Annotated in this window: 15 protein-coding genes and 1 pseudogene; 3 read left to right on the top strand and 13 right to left on the bottom strand. The window is 73.1% G+C overall.

Annotated elements, in window-relative coordinates; genetic code table 11:
* The 3 genes from AB0K36_RS33335 to AB0K36_RS33325 all read right to left on the bottom strand — a co-directional run.
* Window positions 1-839 (bottom strand): hypothetical protein (locus tag AB0K36_RS33335; protein ID WP_435877989.1); only part of this gene is annotated, 839 nt, incomplete at its 3' end.
* 5 nt (window positions 840-844) lie between these two features.
* Window positions 845-2119 (bottom strand): VWA domain-containing protein, encoded by a 1275-nt coding sequence (locus tag AB0K36_RS33330; protein ID WP_364601341.1) that lies wholly within the window; start codon window positions 2117-2119, stop codon window positions 845-847.
* Window positions 2120-2266: 147 nt separating this feature from the next.
* On the bottom strand, window positions 2267-3283 hold the full coding sequence (locus AB0K36_RS33325) for a zinc-dependent alcohol dehydrogenase family protein (protein WP_364601339.1): 1017 nt from the start codon (window positions 3281-3283) through the stop codon (window positions 2267-2269).
* 363 nt (window positions 3284-3646) lie between these two features.
* Between AB0K36_RS33325 and AB0K36_RS33320 the strand changes: the two are divergent.
* Together AB0K36_RS33320 and AB0K36_RS33315 are read left to right on the top strand one after the other, a co-directional pair.
* A pseudogene (locus AB0K36_RS33320) lies at window positions 3647-3861 on the top strand (MmyB family transcriptional regulator); the annotation flags it as partial.
* 134 nt (window positions 3862-3995) lie between these two features.
* Complete coding sequence (locus AB0K36_RS33315; protein WP_364601337.1) at window positions 3996-4721, top strand: SDR family NAD(P)-dependent oxidoreductase; 726 nt, start codon at window positions 3996-3998, stop codon at window positions 4719-4721.
* Between the two features lie 183 nt (window positions 4722-4904).
* Here the strand turns inward: AB0K36_RS33315 and AB0K36_RS33310 are convergent, their stop codons facing one another.
* The 9 genes from AB0K36_RS33310 to AB0K36_RS33270 form a co-directional block, all read right to left on the bottom strand.
* Entirely contained in the window at window positions 4905-6122 is a 1218-nt protein-coding gene (locus AB0K36_RS33310; protein WP_229835486.1) for a cation:proton antiporter, read from the bottom strand.
* A gap of 6 nt (window positions 6123-6128) precedes the next feature.
* Complete coding sequence (locus AB0K36_RS33305) at window positions 6129-6614, bottom strand: cation:proton antiporter regulatory subunit (RefSeq protein WP_364601335.1); 486 nt, start codon at window positions 6612-6614, stop codon at window positions 6129-6131.
* 624 nt (window positions 6615-7238) lie between these two features.
* Window positions 7239-9161 carry a potassium channel family protein gene (locus AB0K36_RS33300; protein WP_364601343.1) on the bottom strand — a complete coding sequence of 641 codons (1923 nt, stop codon included), beginning with the start codon at window positions 9159-9161 and terminating at the stop codon, window positions 7239-7241.
* 107 nt (window positions 9162-9268) lie between these two features.
* Window positions 9269-10255: a DUF8832 domain-containing protein gene (locus AB0K36_RS33295; protein WP_364601333.1), complete on the bottom strand. Its 987-nt coding sequence runs from the start codon at window positions 10253-10255 to the stop codon at window positions 9269-9271.
* A gap of 191 nt (window positions 10256-10446) precedes the next feature.
* Window positions 10447-11499 carry an alcohol dehydrogenase catalytic domain-containing protein gene (locus AB0K36_RS33290; protein WP_364601331.1) on the bottom strand — a complete coding sequence of 351 codons (1053 nt, stop codon included), beginning with the start codon at window positions 11497-11499 and terminating at the stop codon, window positions 10447-10449.
* Window positions 11496-12545 (bottom strand): NADP-dependent oxidoreductase, encoded by a 1050-nt coding sequence (locus tag AB0K36_RS33285; RefSeq protein ID WP_364601329.1) that lies wholly within the window; start codon window positions 12543-12545, stop codon window positions 11496-11498. Before AB0K36_RS33285 ends, AB0K36_RS33290 begins: the two co-directional genes overlap by 4 nt.
* Before the next feature lie 230 nt (window positions 12546-12775).
* Entirely contained in the window at window positions 12776-13645 is an 870-nt protein-coding gene (locus AB0K36_RS33280) for an ABC transporter substrate-binding protein (RefSeq protein WP_364601327.1), read from the bottom strand.
* A 130-nt stretch (window positions 13646-13775) separates the two neighbouring features.
* Window positions 13776-14891: a sensor histidine kinase gene (locus AB0K36_RS33275; protein WP_364601325.1), complete on the bottom strand. Its 1116-nt coding sequence runs from the start codon at window positions 14889-14891 to the stop codon at window positions 13776-13778.
* A gap of 5 nt (window positions 14892-14896) precedes the next feature.
* Entirely contained in the window at window positions 14897-15601 is a 705-nt protein-coding gene (locus AB0K36_RS33270; protein ID WP_364601323.1) for a response regulator transcription factor, read from the bottom strand.
* A 110-nt stretch (window positions 15602-15711) separates the two neighbouring features.
* Between AB0K36_RS33270 and AB0K36_RS33265 the strand changes: the two genes are divergently transcribed.
* Window positions 15712-16104 carry a VOC family protein gene (locus AB0K36_RS33265; protein WP_364601321.1) on the top strand — a complete coding sequence of 131 codons (393 nt, stop codon included), beginning with the start codon at window positions 15712-15714 and terminating at the stop codon, window positions 16102-16104.
* On the opposite strand, the gene AB0K36_RS33260 is transcribed toward AB0K36_RS33265, so the two are convergent.
* On the bottom strand, window positions 16044-16757 hold the full coding sequence (locus tag AB0K36_RS33260; protein WP_364601319.1) for a helix-turn-helix domain-containing protein: 714 nt from the start codon (window positions 16755-16757) through the stop codon (window positions 16044-16046). The genes AB0K36_RS33265 and AB0K36_RS33260 overlap by 61 nt on opposite strands.
* Window positions 16758-16991: the final 234 nt, after the last annotated feature.

Below are 16991 nucleotides of genomic sequence, written 5' to 3'. Positions count from 1 at the left end.
TGAACATCGCTGCCGCGCTTCATGATCACCGTCAGTACGAGGAACTCGGCGTCATACTGTCCGCAGCCCGGCGGCATCCGCGAGGGACGGCCGGCGCCCCGGGTGAGCGCGTAACCGCCGACACCGGCGAGCGCCGCGAGCAGACCGCCGGCACCGGTCCAGATCCAGCGGTCGGACCACCGGCCGGACGACCAGTCCAGGGCCGCCTGTTCCTCGTTGCGCCGTTCGTCGGCGGAGACGCCCGGCACCAGCGGCTCGGCGAGCGCGCCGTCGACCGCGTACGCCCCGCCCGCGTCCTTGGACACCGCCTCGACCTCGGCGGCGACGGGGAGGCCGAGGTCCTCCTCCGGGAGACCGGTCACGGTCAGGCGTACGTAGTAGCTGCCGGGCAGCGGGTCGTCGGCCCACGGCTCGGCCAGCGACCGGACGGTCCGCAGTGTGCACGACAGGTCCACCGACGTGGCGTCGACGGCCGCCGTCCGGGCCTGCATGCCGTACATGCAGGCCTGGCGGCGGCGCAGCCCGTCGTAGACGTCGATCCGCCACGTCGAGGCGCCGTGCCGCTCGGCCGAGTCGGGCAGCGTGACCCGGGCCTTGACGGTGGGCCGCTGCTCCGCGTCGGCGGGGAACACCCAGTACAGGTAGTCGCCGCTCGACGCGTTCGCCGTGGCCTTCTGGTCCTGCTCGATCGGGGTGGCCGTACGGAAGGTGGTGCCGGCCTCCGTGGGGGCCCGGTCGTCACCGTCAGGGCCGGGTGACGGGCTCTCCGCCAGGGCGGCGGCCGCCGGGCCGAACAGCGCGGCGGCGGTCAGCGCGCCGACCGTCAGTATGCGTGCCATACGCATCAGTTGGTCCTCCAGACGGCGATACGCCAGCGCGAGACCCAGCCCCAGAGCAGACCGGCGACGAAGCCGGCCAATACCAGGACACCCAGCAGCCACCATCCGCGCCCGAGGCCGAACGCGGCCACGTCGGAGGCCGCTGCGGGTGCGTCGACCACGTCCACGGTGAGTTCCACGGGCAGTCCGGGCTCCGTCTTGACGGCGGGCGGCGCGGAGAAGGAGTTGCTCACCTGGAGGCACACGGTCTCCGCGGCGGGCTTGACGTCGTCGGCGTCCTCGAGCTCCGGCTTCGGGTAGCGAAGACCGGTCGAGATCAGATCGGTACGGCCGTCGCCGGCCTCGGAGCCGCGGACGATCTCACGGCCGTGGACGGTGACGGCACGCAGCAGCACACCGTAGTCCTTGTTCACCGCGCGGTCGGCACCGACGCTGACGGAGGCACGCAGCTCCTGGCCGGGCAGCACGTCCACCCGGTACCAGCGGTGCTCGCCGAACTTCTCCCGGTCCGTGTAGAGACCGGGCTCGAGCTGCGGCGCGTCGCGGCACTGCCCGGCGCCCTGGGTGGCGACGGGCGTCACCACCGGGTCGGCGGCCCGGTCGACCAACTGGCTCACGCGGTCGGAGAGTTCGTCGGTGTGCTGGACGGACGTGTACGTGCCGCCGGTGGCCTCCGCGATACAGCTGAGCTGGGCGCGGGTCTTGGCGTCGGGCACCAGGCCGAGGGTGTCGATCACGAGATGGATGCCCTTGGCCGCGATCTCCCGCGCGACCTCGCACGGATCGAGCGGTGCGCAGGTGTCCTCGCCGTCGGTGATGAGCACGATCCTGCGGGTGGCGTCACCGCCTTCCAGATCTTCCGCCGCGCCCAGCAGCGCCGGGCCGATCGGTGTCCACCCGGTGGGCGCGAGGGTGGCGACGGCGGTCTTCGCCTCCGTCCGGTCGAGCGGACCCACGGGGTAGAGCTGCCGGGTGTCCTTGCAGCCACGCTTGCGGTCGTCACCGGGATAGTCGGCGCCGAGCGTGCGGATACCGAGCCGCACCTCTTCCGGAACGGCGTCCAGCACCTCGTTGAACGCCTGCTTCGCGGCGGCCATACGGCTCTTGCCGTCGATGTCGCGGGTGCGCATCGATCCGCTGACGTCGAGCACGAGCTCGACCTTGGGGGATTCCTTGGCCACCGGTTCATCGGCGGCGGCGATCCCTGTCGGGAACAGCCCGGCGACCAGGACTGCGAGGAGCACGCAGATCCGGGCCGCGGGCCGTCTTCTTATGATCATCCGCGGATCGTATTGACGATCTCCAAGGGAACCAAAACGGGACGGTTCTGGGGCCGCGTCCGCGCCGGGCCCGACCGGGGATGCACGGCCGGCTCGCGGGATCGCGAGGGGGACTGCGGCGGCCCCGGGGAGGGCCGCGGCGTGGCGTCAGGGCTTGAGGAGTGCCTTGATGGCGCGGCGTTCGTCCATGGCCTTGTAGCCCTCGGCGACCTGCTCCAGCGGCAGGGTGAGGTCGAAGACCTTGCCCGGGTCGATCCGGCCGCTCAGGACGCGCTCGATCAGGTCGGGCAGGTAGCGGCGTACGGGGGCGGGGCCGCCGCGCAGGCCGACATGGGAGAAGAACAGCTCCTGGCCGTCGACGGCGACCTCGTGGGGAACGCCGACGAAGCCGACGTTGCCACCGGGACGCGCGGAGTGCACGGCCTGCCGCATCGCCTCGGCGGTGCCGACGCACTCCAGCACGCTGTCCGCGCCGATCCCGTCGGTGAGGTCCTTGATCCGGGCCACGCCCTCGTCGCCGCGCTCGGTGACGATGTCGGTGGCGCCGAACTCCCGGGCGAGATCCTGACGGGACGCGTGGCGGCTCATCGCGATGATCCGCTCCGCACCCATCTCCTTGGCTGCGATCACCGCGCACAGCCCGACCGCTCCGTCGCCGACCACCACGGCGGTGGAACCGGGCCGGACCTCGGCGGCGTCGGCCGCGTACCAGCCGGTGCCCATCACGTCGGAGACCGCCAGCAGGCCGGGCCGGAACTCCTCGCCCGGCACCCCGTCGGTGGCGACCAGGGTGCCCTGAGCGTTGGGGATACGCACGTACTCGGCCTGACAGGTGCTCATGAACTCGCGGTTCAGGCAGTTGGACTGCCATCCGTTGCGACAGTTGGCGCAGGTGTTGTCCGAGGTCGCGAACGAGCCGACCACGAACTGGCCCGGCCTGACCGCGGTGACCTCGGACCCGACCTCCTCGACGAAACCGACGTACTCGTGCCCCATCGGGTGTGCGCCGTCGATGGCGTCCTGGCCCCGCCAGGGCCACAGGTCGGACCCGCACACACAGGTGACGGCCGTGCGGATGATCGCATCCGTCGGCTTCAGGATCATCGGGTCGTCCAGGGTCTCGAAGCGCACATCGCCGGGGGCGTGGATCACTGCTCCGCGCATGGGGAAGTCCTCACGTTCTTCGAAGGGTGGCCTGGGGAGGCCCTTCGGGCCGCCGCAGCCGTGTCCGGGTGCGGACCGGGGGCGCGTAAGGGCCCCGTTGTCCTTCGCGCCGCCCGGGCCGGTCAACCCCTCGGGGCGGCTGCGCCGCCCCGGGAGTGCCCGCACTCCAGGTAACCGCTCGTCCCTGCGGTGAGCGAGATACCAGTGGGAGGTGTACCGCCGGTACATCCCTCCCGCGGCGGGCAGGCCGTACGGTCGAAGACATGGACACCGTGAGGAGCTCCGCGCGTTCCTCACCTCGCGGCGGGCGAAGACCACCCCGGAGCAGGTCGACCTGCCGGCCGGTCCCCGACGGCGTGTGCCCGCAGCCACGGCACCGGCACGAAGCGGTTCTGCCACCCCGCGGTCGGCGACCTACCCTCGCCTACGAATCCCTGGAGTTGGCCGCCGAACCAGGACTCACCATGACCGTCTGCACGGCCGGACCCGGCTCCCCCTCGGAAGAAGGACCGCGCCTGCTCGCCTCCCTCGCCGCCACCGAGAAGGCGGGCCCGGCGGCGCGGCACCCCACCGTCTGAAGTACCCCACCGTCCGAAAGCACCGCACCGGCCCGCGCGGACGCCGTCACGCGGGGCACAATCCGCCCGTACACGAACAGAAGGAGACAAAGCGTGCAGAAAGCAGCCGAGCACGAATACACGGCGGTGCGGCGGTGAGCCGCGTCCTGGTGACCGGCTCCACGGACGGCCTGGGCCGGGCCACCGCGGAGGCGCTGCTGACCGCCGGCCACCATGTGGTGGTACACGCCCGCAACCCTCAGCGGGCAACCGCTCTGCGGCCGCTGCTCGACCGCGGCGCGGACGCCGTCACCGGCGACCTCACCGAGCGTGACGCCGTACGGCGGATCGCCGCCGAGCTGAACGATGCCGACCCGCCGGACGCGGTCGTCCACAACGCCGGTGTATGGAGCGGGCGGGCCGTCATGCCGGTCAACATCATCGCCCCCTACCTGCTCACAGCCCTGCTGCCGGCGCCGCGCCGACTGGTGTACCTGAGCAGCGGCTCCCATTTCAGCGGGCGCCCGGACGTGCGCGGAGTCGACTGGGCCGGCGCCGGCGCGGGCTCCTACGCGGACAGCAAACTGTTCGTCACCACGCTCGCCGCCGCCGTGGCCCGCCTGCGACCCGATGTGCGGAGCAACGCGGTCGACCCGGGCTGGGTGCCGACCAGGATGGGCGGTCCGGGCGCACCGGACGATCTCGAACTCGGGCATGTGACACAGGAGTGGCTCGCCACCAGCGACGAGCCCGAGGCTCTGACCACCGGCGGCTACTGGTACCACCAGAAGCTCAGGCAGCCGCACCACGCCGTCCACGACGAGGCGTTCCAGGACCGGCTCCTCGAGGCACTGGCCGAGGAGACCGGCACGGCGCTGTGAACGGGGGCGCGCTGAGGACAGCCGTTCCGGGCACCCTCTCCGGGCGCCGCTCCCCAGAGCAACCCCCGGTGCCGGACCGAGCCGGGCCCGGAAGCGCCACGCCCGGCAGGGGTGACGCCGCCGGACCGGCCGGCCCGGACGAACCGGGCCATGCCCGGAGGGCGTCACGCCCCCGCGGTGGCGTCAGGTCGGGGTCGACGCCGTGTCGGGCGTCTTCAGGGGCACGGCGGGCTCCTTCGGCGCCGGTGCCGGCGTCCGCAGGAAGCGGCGTCCGATCGGCTCCGTCCACCGCGCCGTCAGCGGCCCGATGATCACGAGGATCAGGACGTACGCCGTGGCCAGCGGCCCGATCCGGGGCTCGACCCCGACCGCGAGGCCGGCGATGACGATCGAGAACTCACCGCGGGCGACCAGCGTGCCACCCGCACGCAGCCGCCCGCGCGGCCCGATGCCCGCGCGACGCGCCGCGTACCAGCCGGTGCCGATCTTCGTCAGTGTGGTCACGACGGCAAGGATCAGCGCGGGGACGAGGACCGGCGGAATGTCCGCCGGGTCGGTCGACAACCCGAAGAAGACGAAGAAGACCGCGGCGAACAGGTCCCTCAGGGGCGCGAGAAGGTTGTGCGCGCCTTCGGCGACCTCGCCGGAGAGCGCGATGCCGACGAGGAACGCGCCGACGGCGGCGGAGACCTGGAGTTCCTGCGCGATGCCGGCGACGAAGAGCGTCAGGCCGAGGACGACCAGCAGCAGCATCTCCGGGTTGTCGGAGGAGACGGCCCGGCTGATCAGCCGGCCGTGGCGCAGTGCGACGTAGAGGACGATGCTGACGGTGCCGAGCGAGATGAGCAGGGTGAGGCTGCCGCCGGCGAGGCTGAGGCCGGCGAGCAGGGCGGTCAGCAGCGGCAGGTAGACCGCCATCGCGAGGTCCTCGATGACGAGGACACCGAGGATGACGGGCGTTTCACGGTTGCCGAGCCTGCCGAGATCGCCGAGGACCTTGGCGATGACGCCGGACGACGAGATCCAGGTGACGCCGGCGAGCGCGACGGCGGCCACCGGACCCCACCCGAGGATCAGTGCGGCCACCGCGCCGGGGAGGGCGTTGAGGACGAAGTCGACGATGCCCGAGGGGTACTGGGTCTTGAGGTTGGTGACGAGTTCTGAGGCGCTGTACTCGAGGCCGAGGAGCAGCAGCAGGAGGATGACGCCTATCTCGGCGCCCGTGGCGATGAACTCCTCGCTGGCGTTCATGGGCAGCAGCCCGCCGTGGCCGAAGGCGAGTCCGGCGAGCAGGTAGAGCGGGATGGGCGAGAACCCGATGCGTCCGGCGAGCCGGCCGAGCAGGCCCAGGGCGAGGATGATCGCGCCGAGTTCGATGAGCATCGCGGTGGTGTCGTGCACGGGTGGCTATCCTCCGGTGATCAGTTCGGCAACGGCGTCGACGCCTTCGCGCGTTCCGACGACGACGAGCGTGTCGCCGATGGCGAAGCGGAAGTCGGGCGTGGGCGAGGGGAACGCCGCGGTGCGACGCAGTACGGCGACGATGGACGCTCCGGTGCGGGTGCGCGCCTGGGTGTCGGCGAGCAGCCGGCCGGCGTACGGGGAGCGTTTCGTGACCGGGATGTGCTCCGTGACGAGGTCGATCTCGATGTGCTGGTGCAGGTGGGCGACGGGGTCGGGGATGAGCAACTTGGACAGCGCGGTCGCCTCGTGCGGGGCGAGGGCGGCGGAGTCCTTGCAGCTGTCGTCGTCCTCGGGATCGTGGAAGGCGAGGATGCGGCGGCCGTCCTGATGCACGACGACGGACAGGTGCGCGCCGGCGTCGGTCTTGAGGTCGTACCTCGTGCCGACTCCGGGCAAGGGTGTTTTGCTGACGTGTGCGGTGGGTTCCATGGAGGGCTCCGGGTACGGGCGGTCGTCGGACGACGTGCGGGCGGCTGTGCTGTCTGCTCCGGTGGTGCCGCGGGACGTCGCGGCGCCACCGGAAGAGGATTCCGGCTCAACCGCCGTGCACCGGCACCGACCGGCCGTGGACGGGGTCGGGGGGTCGGAGGGTCGGTCAGCTGAGTCGGGCAGGCCCGGTCGGGCCCGGCTGTCGGTCGCCATGGGCGGGATCGGGAACGCCGTCCCGCGCACGCGCGTCGATGCGCACGGCTCCGGCGCCACTCGCGACGTCACCGAGACGCACGACACCGAGGCGCACGACACCGGGGCGTGGACCGCCGAAGCGGGGCGAACCACCGCCACGCGCGAAGCCGCCGGGACGCGGACGCGGCGAACCACCGAGACACGCCGTTCCGCCACGTCGCGGCGAACCACCAGGATGGCGGGCACGGCCGATGTGCGCGTGCGCCATCCCGTACCCCTCCGCCCGGCCGGCACCGCATGGCACCGGCAAACCCTCCTGCCACTGACGCGCATTGCGCCGCTCCAGGAGCATTGCAATGACCAGGTAAAGAATTCTACCGCAGGACAATCATGCACAATTCACCAACTAGCCCCAGATAAGGGGCCTTCCTACTCACCCGAGTACAACTGCCGCCGCCGCCCCAGGAGTTCGGCGGCGCCCCGCCGCGTCGCGGCGACGACGACCCGGTCCCGGGCCCTCAGGACGTAGCCGGGATGCAGGTCCCACACCAGCCCGGTCGGGTTGCCTTCCTGGTCGTGGCGGGCATGCGCCAGGTCCGGCTGCCGTTCGCCGGGGTCCGTCGCGTCGAGGGCGACGATCCGCCAGGCTCCGGGCCTGAACGCCTCGGCGACGGTGCGTCCCTCCAGTTGCGGGTGTCCGGCCACGTCGACGGCGGCGAAGAGCAGCACCTTGCGTTCCACCGGCACGGCGCCGAGGATCTGGCGCCCCATCATGGCGACGGCGAACGCGGGCGCGGCGAGCGTGGAGACGCTGCGGCTGCGGGTCAGGGCGTCGGGGTACGCGGCACGGAGGCTGCGGTAGACGGCGGTCGCGAAGTCGTCGTCGTAGACGCGCAGCGCCACGCGGAGATCGGGTCTGGCGGAGCGGGCGTACAGCGCCGCCTCGAGGTTCGTGGTGTCGACGCTGGTGAGCGCGAGCAGCGCGTGCGCCCGGTGGATCTTGGCGGCCTCCAGGACGCCTTCCTCGGTCACGTCGCCGATCACGGTGGGCACCCGCAGCCGCCGGACGAGGGCGATGCCGCGGGCCTCTGGGTCCTCCTCTACGCAGACGACGGGGATGCCCAGTTCGCGCAGGCGCATCAGGACCCGGGTGCCGATCTTTCCGAGCCCGAGCAGGACGACGTGTCCGGACAGGCCGCGCGGCGGGCGGCGCAGGGCGGACGCGGTGCGGAAGGTGCCGAGGGCCTCCAGCGCCGCCGCGACGGTCAGCGGCAGCAGCATCAAGCCGACGAGCCCGGTGAGGAGTTGCAGGATCTGGCGGTCGGCGTCGGCGCCGGCCGCGGGGTCGCCCATGGCGAACAGGTCCAGCAGGACGAGGTACGTGGCGTGCAGCGGATCGTCGCCGGTGGTGATCCATGAGGCGACGGCCAGGGCGACGACGGCGGCGCCGAGCCCGGCGAGCGACCAGCGCAGCCGCCGGGAGAACAGGCGGCCGAGGGGGACGCTCCGGCCGGCGAGGGGGCCCGGTTCGCCGCCGCCGGCTCGGTGGGAGATGGCTTCGAGCACGACGGTGCCGCGTCCGGTGGCCTCGGCGACGCTCCGGTCGTCGGGCAGCAGGCGCGGTCCTTCCTGTCCGCTCCGGTCGGAACCCTCCGCGCCTGCGGGGTCGTTGGTGGTGGACGACAGCAGGGCGAGCGTGCACAGGCCGGGGTCGGCGACCTCGCCGCGGGCGGGCGGGGTGCGCTCGACGGCCCTCAGCAGCAGACCGTCCGCCTGGACGATCTTGCTGGTGCCGGCGACGGCGGTCGCCGCCAGCGCGGGTGCCGCGGTGTCGGCGTCGGAGAGCACGGTCGTCGAGGCGTCGAGCGCCTGACCGGCGAGGCCGGGGAGGGACAGCGCGGCGGCCTGGTCGAGGAGTTCGGCGAGGTGCTGGCCGAGTTTGCGGTTGTAGAGGCGGATCACCAGGCGCAGCCGTGGGTTGAGCCTGCGTGCGGCGAGGGCGGCCCGGATGTTCGTCTCGTCGTCGTCGTGGACCAGGGCCAGTGCGGCGGCCCGGCCGACGCCGGCTTCGAGGAGTACGTCCTCGTCGAGTTCCAGGGTTTCGAGGACCCTGGGCAGATCGGGCGGCGGGGTGTCACCGGGAGCGGTGGGGGTGGTGGTGCCGACGGCCCGGGTCATGGCGGCGGACATCCGGCCGAACAGCGCGGAGGCCCTGACCCGCCCGGAAAGGGGCAGTTCAGGGCTCCTCGAAGACTGGGCGGCCGGTACGACGAGGGTGACCCGCTCGCCGTACACCTCGCGGAGTTCGCCGGCCAGCCGGTGGACGAGGGCGTCGTCCCCGCACACGATCATGTGGCCCTGGGCGGCGGGGTGTTGCGCCTGATGAGGGAGTGAGGAGGAGGACACACCTCATAGACTGCCCTGCCCCACCGGCCGGTTGCGCCGCGGGGCCCTCCGGCCTACTCGTGCGAGTGGCCGTCCCCGCTCCCGTCATGGCTCTCCTCGGTGTTCCCCGGCGTGTTCTCCTGCGTGCCGGTCCCCTGGCCGGGGGCGTCCGCCGTGACGACGGTGAACGCGGCGGTGCGGACCTTGCCTTCGTGCTTGAAGTCGAGGAACAGCCGGTACGCGCCGGGGCTCGGGGCCGTGGCGGTGAAGGTCACTTCGGGTCCGGGGCGGGTCGTGCCGTCGCCGGGTTGCCCGCCGGGGTGCACGTGCAGGTAGGCGAGGTCGCCGGAGCGCAGCGCCACCAGGTGTCCGTACGCCCCGAGGTACGGCTCGAGGTCGGTGACGGGCCGTCCGTCGCGGGAGACGCTCAGCTTCAGCTCGCCGGCCTTCGCCGGGTGCAGGGCGCCGTCGAGGGTGACCGTGTAGCCGTCGACCTTCGCCACCTTGGCGGCGGCGGGCAGCGGGGCGGGCCGGTAGGCGCCGGAGACGGCGAGGTCCGCGCCGAGGGTGAGATTCTTCGCGTCCTCGGCGGCCGGGGTGAAATCGGCGAAGAGTCGGTAGTCCCCCGCCTTCGGCAGGTCGGCGGCGATGCTCCAGGTGCCGTCCGCGGCCCTGGTGGGGTGCAGATGGCGGTAGGTACCGAGGTCGCGCGAGGCGAGGATGAGGTGGAGTTCCTTGTCGTGTTCGCGCTGGTAGGCGGTGACGGGCCGGCCGTCGTCGTCGCGGATGGTGAAGCGCAGTTCACCGGACCGCCCGGCGGGGACGCGCGGGGTCTCGAGGTCGAGGGTGTAGCCGCCCTCGGAGATCTGCAGTCCACCGGCCGCGGAGGGGCCGTGGCCGCCCGGCTCCTCGGAGGCCCGTCCGGTCGCCGGGTGCTCCGCATGCACGGCGGGCGCCGATGCCGTCTCGACGGGTGCGACCACGTTTCCCACTCCGTAGGCGGCTCCGAAGGAGGCGGCGAGCGCGGCGGCGAAGGCGGTGATCTTCATGGGGGTCTTCATGACGTCTCCTCGGGACGAATACCCAGCGGGGGTATGAGGACCACATTAACAGATACCGAGGGGGGGTATCCAGCGGACAGAGAAAAGGCGCCCGCCTGGACCGGCGGGCGCCTCTTTTCCGGGACGTCACTCCTTGGGCGGCGACGCCGCCGCGGGGCCGCGGACAGCTGACGCGGCGGCGTCGAGAAGGATCAACGGGACGGATCCAGAAGGATCTTGTGGACGCCGTCGGCCCGGCTGTTGAACAGCTCGTACGCCGCGGGGCCCTCGGAGAGCGCGAAGCGGTGCGAGACCACGGCCTCCGGGGTGATCCGGCCGGCCTGGGTGAGGGACATCAGGACCGGCAGCTCGTAGTGGACCGAGCACAGGCCGATGGCGAACTCCAGCTCCTTGACCTGGGCCAGCCCCATGTGGAGGGGGAAGGCCTCGTTCTGGCTGACCCCCACGACGCTGACCCGTCCGGCCTGCCGCACGGCCTTGAGAGCGAGCTGGATGGTGGCGTCCGAGCCCACGGCCTCCACCACGGCGTCCGGCCCACGCCCCCCGGTCATGTCGCGCACGGCCGCCCGGGCGTCGTCGCCCTCGACCGGCTCGACGCCCAGCATGGCGGCGAAGGTACGGCGCTCCGCGACCAGGTCCACACCCAGCACCCGCGCGGCGCCCATGGCGAAGGCCGACTGGGCGGCCATCAGTCCCACCGGGCCGAGGCCGATGACGAGCACCGTCTCGCCGGGGCTGATGCGGGCGCGGCGGCAGCCGTACCAGGCCGTGGGCGCGTTGTCGGTGAGGACCACGGCGGCCTCGTCGGAGATGTCCTCGGGCAGGCGCACCAGGTTGATGTCGGCGTAGGGCACCGCGAGGGCCTGGGCCTGGCTGCCCGGGAGCTGCGGGCTCACGCCGTAGCAGAGGTCGGTCATGCTCTTGGCGCGCTCGCACCGTGCGGTGAACCCGGCCGCGCAGGTCGGGCAGAGGGTGCAGCCGACGGACGCGGGAAGCATGACCCGGTCACCGGGCCTGAAGCGGGTGACCTGGTCACCGGTCTCGACGACCACGCCGACGCACTCGTGCCCCGGCGTGTAGCCGACCTCGGGGCTGAACGGGTTGCCGCCGTAGATGTGCAGGTCGCTGCCGCAGATACCGGCGGCGGTGACCTGGACGACCGCGTCCGTGGGGCTCGCCACGACCGGGTCGGGGACCTCCTCGTAGCGGATGTCATGACGGCCTTGGTACGTCAGCGCCTTCACCGGCTCCCACCCTCCCCTATGACTGTGCCTGTACCTTTCCCACCAGCGACCTCGAGAACCAGCTTTCCGTGGTTGGCACCGCGGAAGAGCCGCATCAGGGTCTCCGGGAACGCCGCGACGCCTCCGGGCACCACGTCCTCCAGCGACGTGAGCCGGCCCTCCGCCCGCCACTCCGCGAGCCGCGCGACGCCCTCCGCGTAGCGGTCGGCGTAGTCGAACACCACCATGCCCGTCATGGAGGCGCGATTGACCAGCAGTGACATGTAGTTGGCGGGGCCCTGCGGCCGGGTGCTGTTGTACTGGGAGACCGCACCGCAGATGACGACGCGGGCCCCGCGCGCCAGCCGGAGCAGCACGGCGTCCAGGATGTCGCCGCCGACGTTGTCGAAGTACACGTCGACGCCGTCGGGGGCGTGCTCGCGCAGCGCCTTGCGGACGTCCTCGCTCTGGTAGTCGATCGCGGCGTCGAACCCGAACTCCTCGACCACCATCCGGCATTTGCGCTCGCCGCCGGCTATGCCGACGACCCGGCAGCCCAGGATCTTGGCGATCTGGCCGACGATGCTGCCGACGGCACCGGCCGCACCGGAGACCACGACGGTCTGGCCCGGCTCGGGGCGTCCGATGTCGATGAGGCCGAAGTAGGCCGTCAGGCCCGACATGCCGAGCGTGCCGAGATAGGTCGGCAAGGGCGCCGCCGCCGGGTCGACCTTGGTGACGCCACGCCCGTCGGAGAGGCAGAACTCCTGCACGCCGAACGTGCCGGACACATGGTCGCCCACGGCGAAGCCGGGATGCCGGGAGGCGGTCACCCGGCCCACCGCGCCGGCGCGCATCACCTCGCCGATCTCCACCGGTCGGATGTAGGACCGGCCGGCGTTCATCCAGCCGCGCATCGCCGGGTCGATCGACAGGTACATGACCTGCACCAGGAACTCCCCGTCGGCCGGCTCACCGACGGGCTCCTCGACGTGCTGCCAGTCGGTGTCGCGCGGCTCGCCCGCGGGACGTGCGGCCAGGCGCACCTGGCGGTTGGTTGTGGTCATCTCCGGCTGCTCCTGCGTTCGGCGGGGGATCGGGCCGGCGGGCACAGCCGGCAGGCTGTTCGTCGCCGTGTACCGACGCACCACCGGGGCATACCGGCTAGTCGGTACGTCGCCGTGAGCGTACGGCCCCGCCCCGTCGGGGGCAAGAGCCGCCCGGTGCGACGTACGCCGCAGCGACGCCGCCCGGCCGTCGGAGGCAGGACGGCGCCGCCCGTGGGCCGTCCCGGCCGCTACGCCCCGAGGACTTCGGCGACCGCGTCGAAGAAGCGTGTGTGCGCCGGGGCGCTGGGCGGGATCTCCGGGTTCCACGGCAGGAGCCGCGCCCGGGCGTGGAGTTCGTCCCAGTGCGCCGCGCCCCGCAACCGCTCGACGGGGAAGGCGTTGGCCCGTACGTCCACCAGGACCACGTCCGGTTCCAGTCGGGCGGCGGCGGCCCAGTCGGTGGTGGACCAGTTGACCCCGGCGCCCGCTTCCGGCTCGGCCAGGCCGACACCGCACGCCGCCAGGGCCCGCAGATCGGACCAGGCGCCGGGCCTGGCGAGATGGACGCTGTCCTGCCCCGCCGGCGACAGCGCCAGGACCCGCACCCCGGCCGCTTCCGCCGCTGCGGCGCACAGCCGCGCCCGCGCCGCTTCGAGGCCGGCCGCGGCCGACGGCTCGGGCGCCGCGCCGAGGGAGAGCGCCAGAGCACCGAACCGCTCACGCACCTCGTCGAACGAACGCCCCTGGCCGACGTCGAGCACGACGACCGGGACGCGCTCCTCCAGGTACTTGGCCGTGTCCGGATCCAGGCCGTAGATCTGGTCGGAGCCGTACGTCACGGCCACCACCAGGTCCGGCCCGGTGGCCAGCACGGCGTCCGCGTCGACACCCGGGCCCGACCCGAGGTAGCTCACTTCGGTCAGCGGCAGGTCGCCGGCCTTGGCCGGGTCGGGGCCCGCGCCGTCGTGGGCGGAGCCGAACACGCCCGTCGGCAGGATCCCGTGGTCGAACAGCGCGGCGCCCGCCTGTATATAGGTGACCGGCCGGGCCGGGGTGCGCGGTGCGGAAGCCGCCCGCCCGCGGTCGTCGAAGAATTCCCAGTGCGATTGTCGCGCCATGCGGCCAAGCCCCCCACGTCGAGCGGTCGTTCGGTGGTGTCGCTCCGGTCATCGACGTGTGACTGCCCCACCGCCCACCGCCTCACGCCTCACGGACAGCGCTGTTTCGACTCCCCGGGGCCGTGGGCGGTCAGCGCGGCGCGGCGGCGGGCAGGGACACCTCGAAGCGGCAGCCGCCGCTCACGTTGCTCACCTCCGCGCGGCCCGCGTGCGCCTCGACGATCCCGCGGACGATGGCCAGTCCAAGACCCGCACCGGCCGGCGGCGTACGGGCCTGGGAGCCTCGCCAGCCCGTGTCGAACACGCGGGGCAGATCCTCCTCGGGGATGCCGCCGCAGCCGTCGGTGACGGAGACGACCACCCAGTCCTCGCGCCGTTCCGCGGCGACGGCGACCGTGCCGTCGGCAGGGGTCCGGCGGATGGCGTTCACCAGCAGATTGGCCAGGACCCGGGTCATCTCCTTGCCGTCCACCTCGACCGGGACCGGCTCGACGCCGTCACCGACCAGCCGCACCCCGTGCTCACGGGCCAGCGGGTCGGCGCCCGCGAGAGCCTCCCCGACCAGGTCGTAGAGCGACATGCGGGTCGGGGTCAGCGCGAGCGCGCCCGCGTGGATGCGGGACAGCTCGAAGAGGTCGCCGACCATCGAGTTGAGCCGGTCGACCTCGGTACGGATCTGGCGGAAGTAGCGGTCGGGGTCCTGGACGACGCCGTCCTCCAGCGCCTCCGACATGGCCCGCAGACCGGCGAGCGGGGTGCGCAGATCGTGGGAGATCCAGGCGACGAGCTCACGCCGGGACGTCTCGAGGGCGCGTTCCCGTTCCCGGGACTCGGCGAGCCGGTCGCTGGTGGCCGCCAGTTCCCTGCTGAGCGCCTCCAGTTCCGCCGTGGAGGGGACGCCGGGTGCCGCGAAGGAACCGCCGTCCCCGAACGACCGGGCAGCCAGGGCCAGTTCGCGGCTGCGTGCGACGACCCACCTGCCGAGCAGCAGGGCCGTCGCCAGGGAGACCACGGCCGCCATCGCCACGACCATGGTGACCACGGTCAGGTCGTGCGGCGACAGGAACATCGCCTGCGCGACCGCGAGGGTGCCCGCCAGCATGGCGGTGACGGTCACCGCCGCGACGACGGTCAGCGACACCGCGACGGAACGGTGCCGCAGCACCCGCAGCACGAGGGCGCCGACGATCCCGGCCGCGGCGGCGCCCATCAGGGCGTAGAACGCGATGAGCAGCATGTCCCGCACGGCGATCAGCCCTCTTCCGGCGAATCGAAGCGGTAACCGACTCCCCATACCGTCTGGATCAGCTTCGGCTGGGCCGGGTCGTCCTCGATCTTGCCGCGCAGGCGGCGGACATGGACGGTCACGGTCGACAGGTCGCCGAACTCCCAGCCCCACACGTCCTGCATCAGCCGCTCACGGCCGATCGCCTTGCCCGGGTGCCGCATGAGATGGGCCAGCAGGTCGAACTCCCTGAGCGTCAGCGCCAGTTCGCGCCCGTCCTTCGTCGCGCGCCGGGCGCCCGGGTCCAGCACGATGCCCGCCGCGGCCAGCTCGGGCCCGCCCCGCCGCTCGCCCGCTCCCCCGCCGCCCCTGCGCAGCACCGACTCGACCCGCAGCACCAGCTCCCGCGGGCTGAACGGCTTGGTCACGTAGTCGTCCGCGCCCACCTCGAGGCCCAGGATGCGGTCGTCCTCGTCACCGCGCGCCGTGAGCATGATCACCGGCACGGGGGCGGCCTGCTCACCGGCTCGCAGCCGGCGGCACACCTCCAGGCCGTCCATGCCCGGCAGCATCAGGTCCAGCACGACCAGGTCGGGACGCCGGCCGGCCGCGAGGCGCAGCGCCTGCGGCCCGTCGGCGGCGCGGTCCACGGCGAAACCCGCGCGCTCCAGGTACCCGGTGACGACCTCCGCGACCGTCGGGTCGTCGTCCACGACCAGAATGCTCTGCATAGAGCCAGTGTCCTCGCCCGCGGGGACGTCCCACCGGCCGGGCCGCCTTACGAAACCGTGACGTCCGATTCGTTCAAGACCACCGGCCCGCCCCGCCCTACGTTGGAGGCATGACTCCACGATTCGACGCGATCGGCCTGGTCGTCGGCGACATGGCCGCCTCACTCGCCTTCTACCGCCGCCTCGGTCTCGGCATCCCCGCGGAGGCGGACTCCGCGCCGCACGCGGAGGCCGTACTGCCCGGAGGGCTGCGCCTGATGTGGGACACCGAGGAGACGGTCCGCTCCTTCGACCCCGACTGGACCCGCCCCACCGGCGGCGAACGCATGGCGCCGGCGTTCCTCTGCGGCAGCCCCGCCGAGGTCGACGCCCTGTACGACGAACTCGTCGCCGCCGGCTACCGGGGCCACCTCAAGCCCTGGGACGCCGTCTGGGGCCAGCGTTACGCGGTCGTCCTCGACCCGGACGGGCTCGGCGTCTCGCTCTTCGCCAGCGCCTCGTAGGCGCCCAGCGTGATCCCGGCCAGCGCGCGCATCTCCCGGGCGAGGTGCGCCTGGTCGGCGCAGCCGGCGCGGTGCGCGGCGTCCCCGTACGGGACGCCGCGGCGCACCAGCGTCAGGGCGCGCTGCAGTCGCAGGATGCGGGCCAGCGTCTTGGGACCGTAGCCGAAGGCGTCCAGCGACCGCCGGTGCAGCTGCCGGGCGCCGAGCCCGGCCACGTCGGCGGCGCCGGCGACCGTGCCGCCGGCGTCCAGGTGCCGTACGACGGCCCCGAGCAGCGGGTCCGTCGGCACGGCACGCTCCAGGGCGACGGCCTCCAGCTCCGCCGCCTCGTCGGGGGCCTCGCCGATCCGCTCGGCGAGCCTGCGCGCGTCCGCGTCGCCCCACAGGTCCGCGAGCTCCACCCGCCGGTCCCGCAGCTCGTGCGCCGGCACACCCAGCACGGCGGGGGCGCTCCCGGGCGCGAACCGCACTCCGGCCCAGGTCCCGCCCGCGCCGGGAGTGTGCGCGTGCGTGTCGGGCCCTGCGACGAGCAGCCGCCCCTCCGACCACAGCAGATCCATACAGCCGTCGGGCAGCACGGGGCCGGCCCCGGGGCCGGCACTCCGCGTCCACACGACGGCCCCGGCGACGACCGAGGCGCGCTCCGCGTACATGCCTCCGAGGCTATGCCCCTGCGGGGCGACCGAGGGCTCCCGCCCCCGGGCCCCCTCCCGGGGGCGGTTCATGCGGGGGCTGACGCCCCCACGCCCCCGAAGCGGCCATGCCGCTGCGCGGGGCCTGTTCCCCACCCCGCCCCTTCCCGAACCGGGGCAGGAGCTGACCGAGCTCGCCACGGGCACCCACACCCTGCGGATCGCGGCCGACGGCCCCGACCGGCAGAAGGTCTC

Source organism: Streptomyces kurssanovii, from assembly GCF_040677245.1.
Taxonomy (GTDB): domain Bacteria; phylum Actinomycetota; class Actinomycetes; order Streptomycetales; family Streptomycetaceae; genus Streptomyces; species Streptomyces kurssanovii.
The sequence above is the reverse complement of the archived record's forward strand: the minus strand, read 5'-3'. Positions and strand labels throughout refer to the sequence as shown.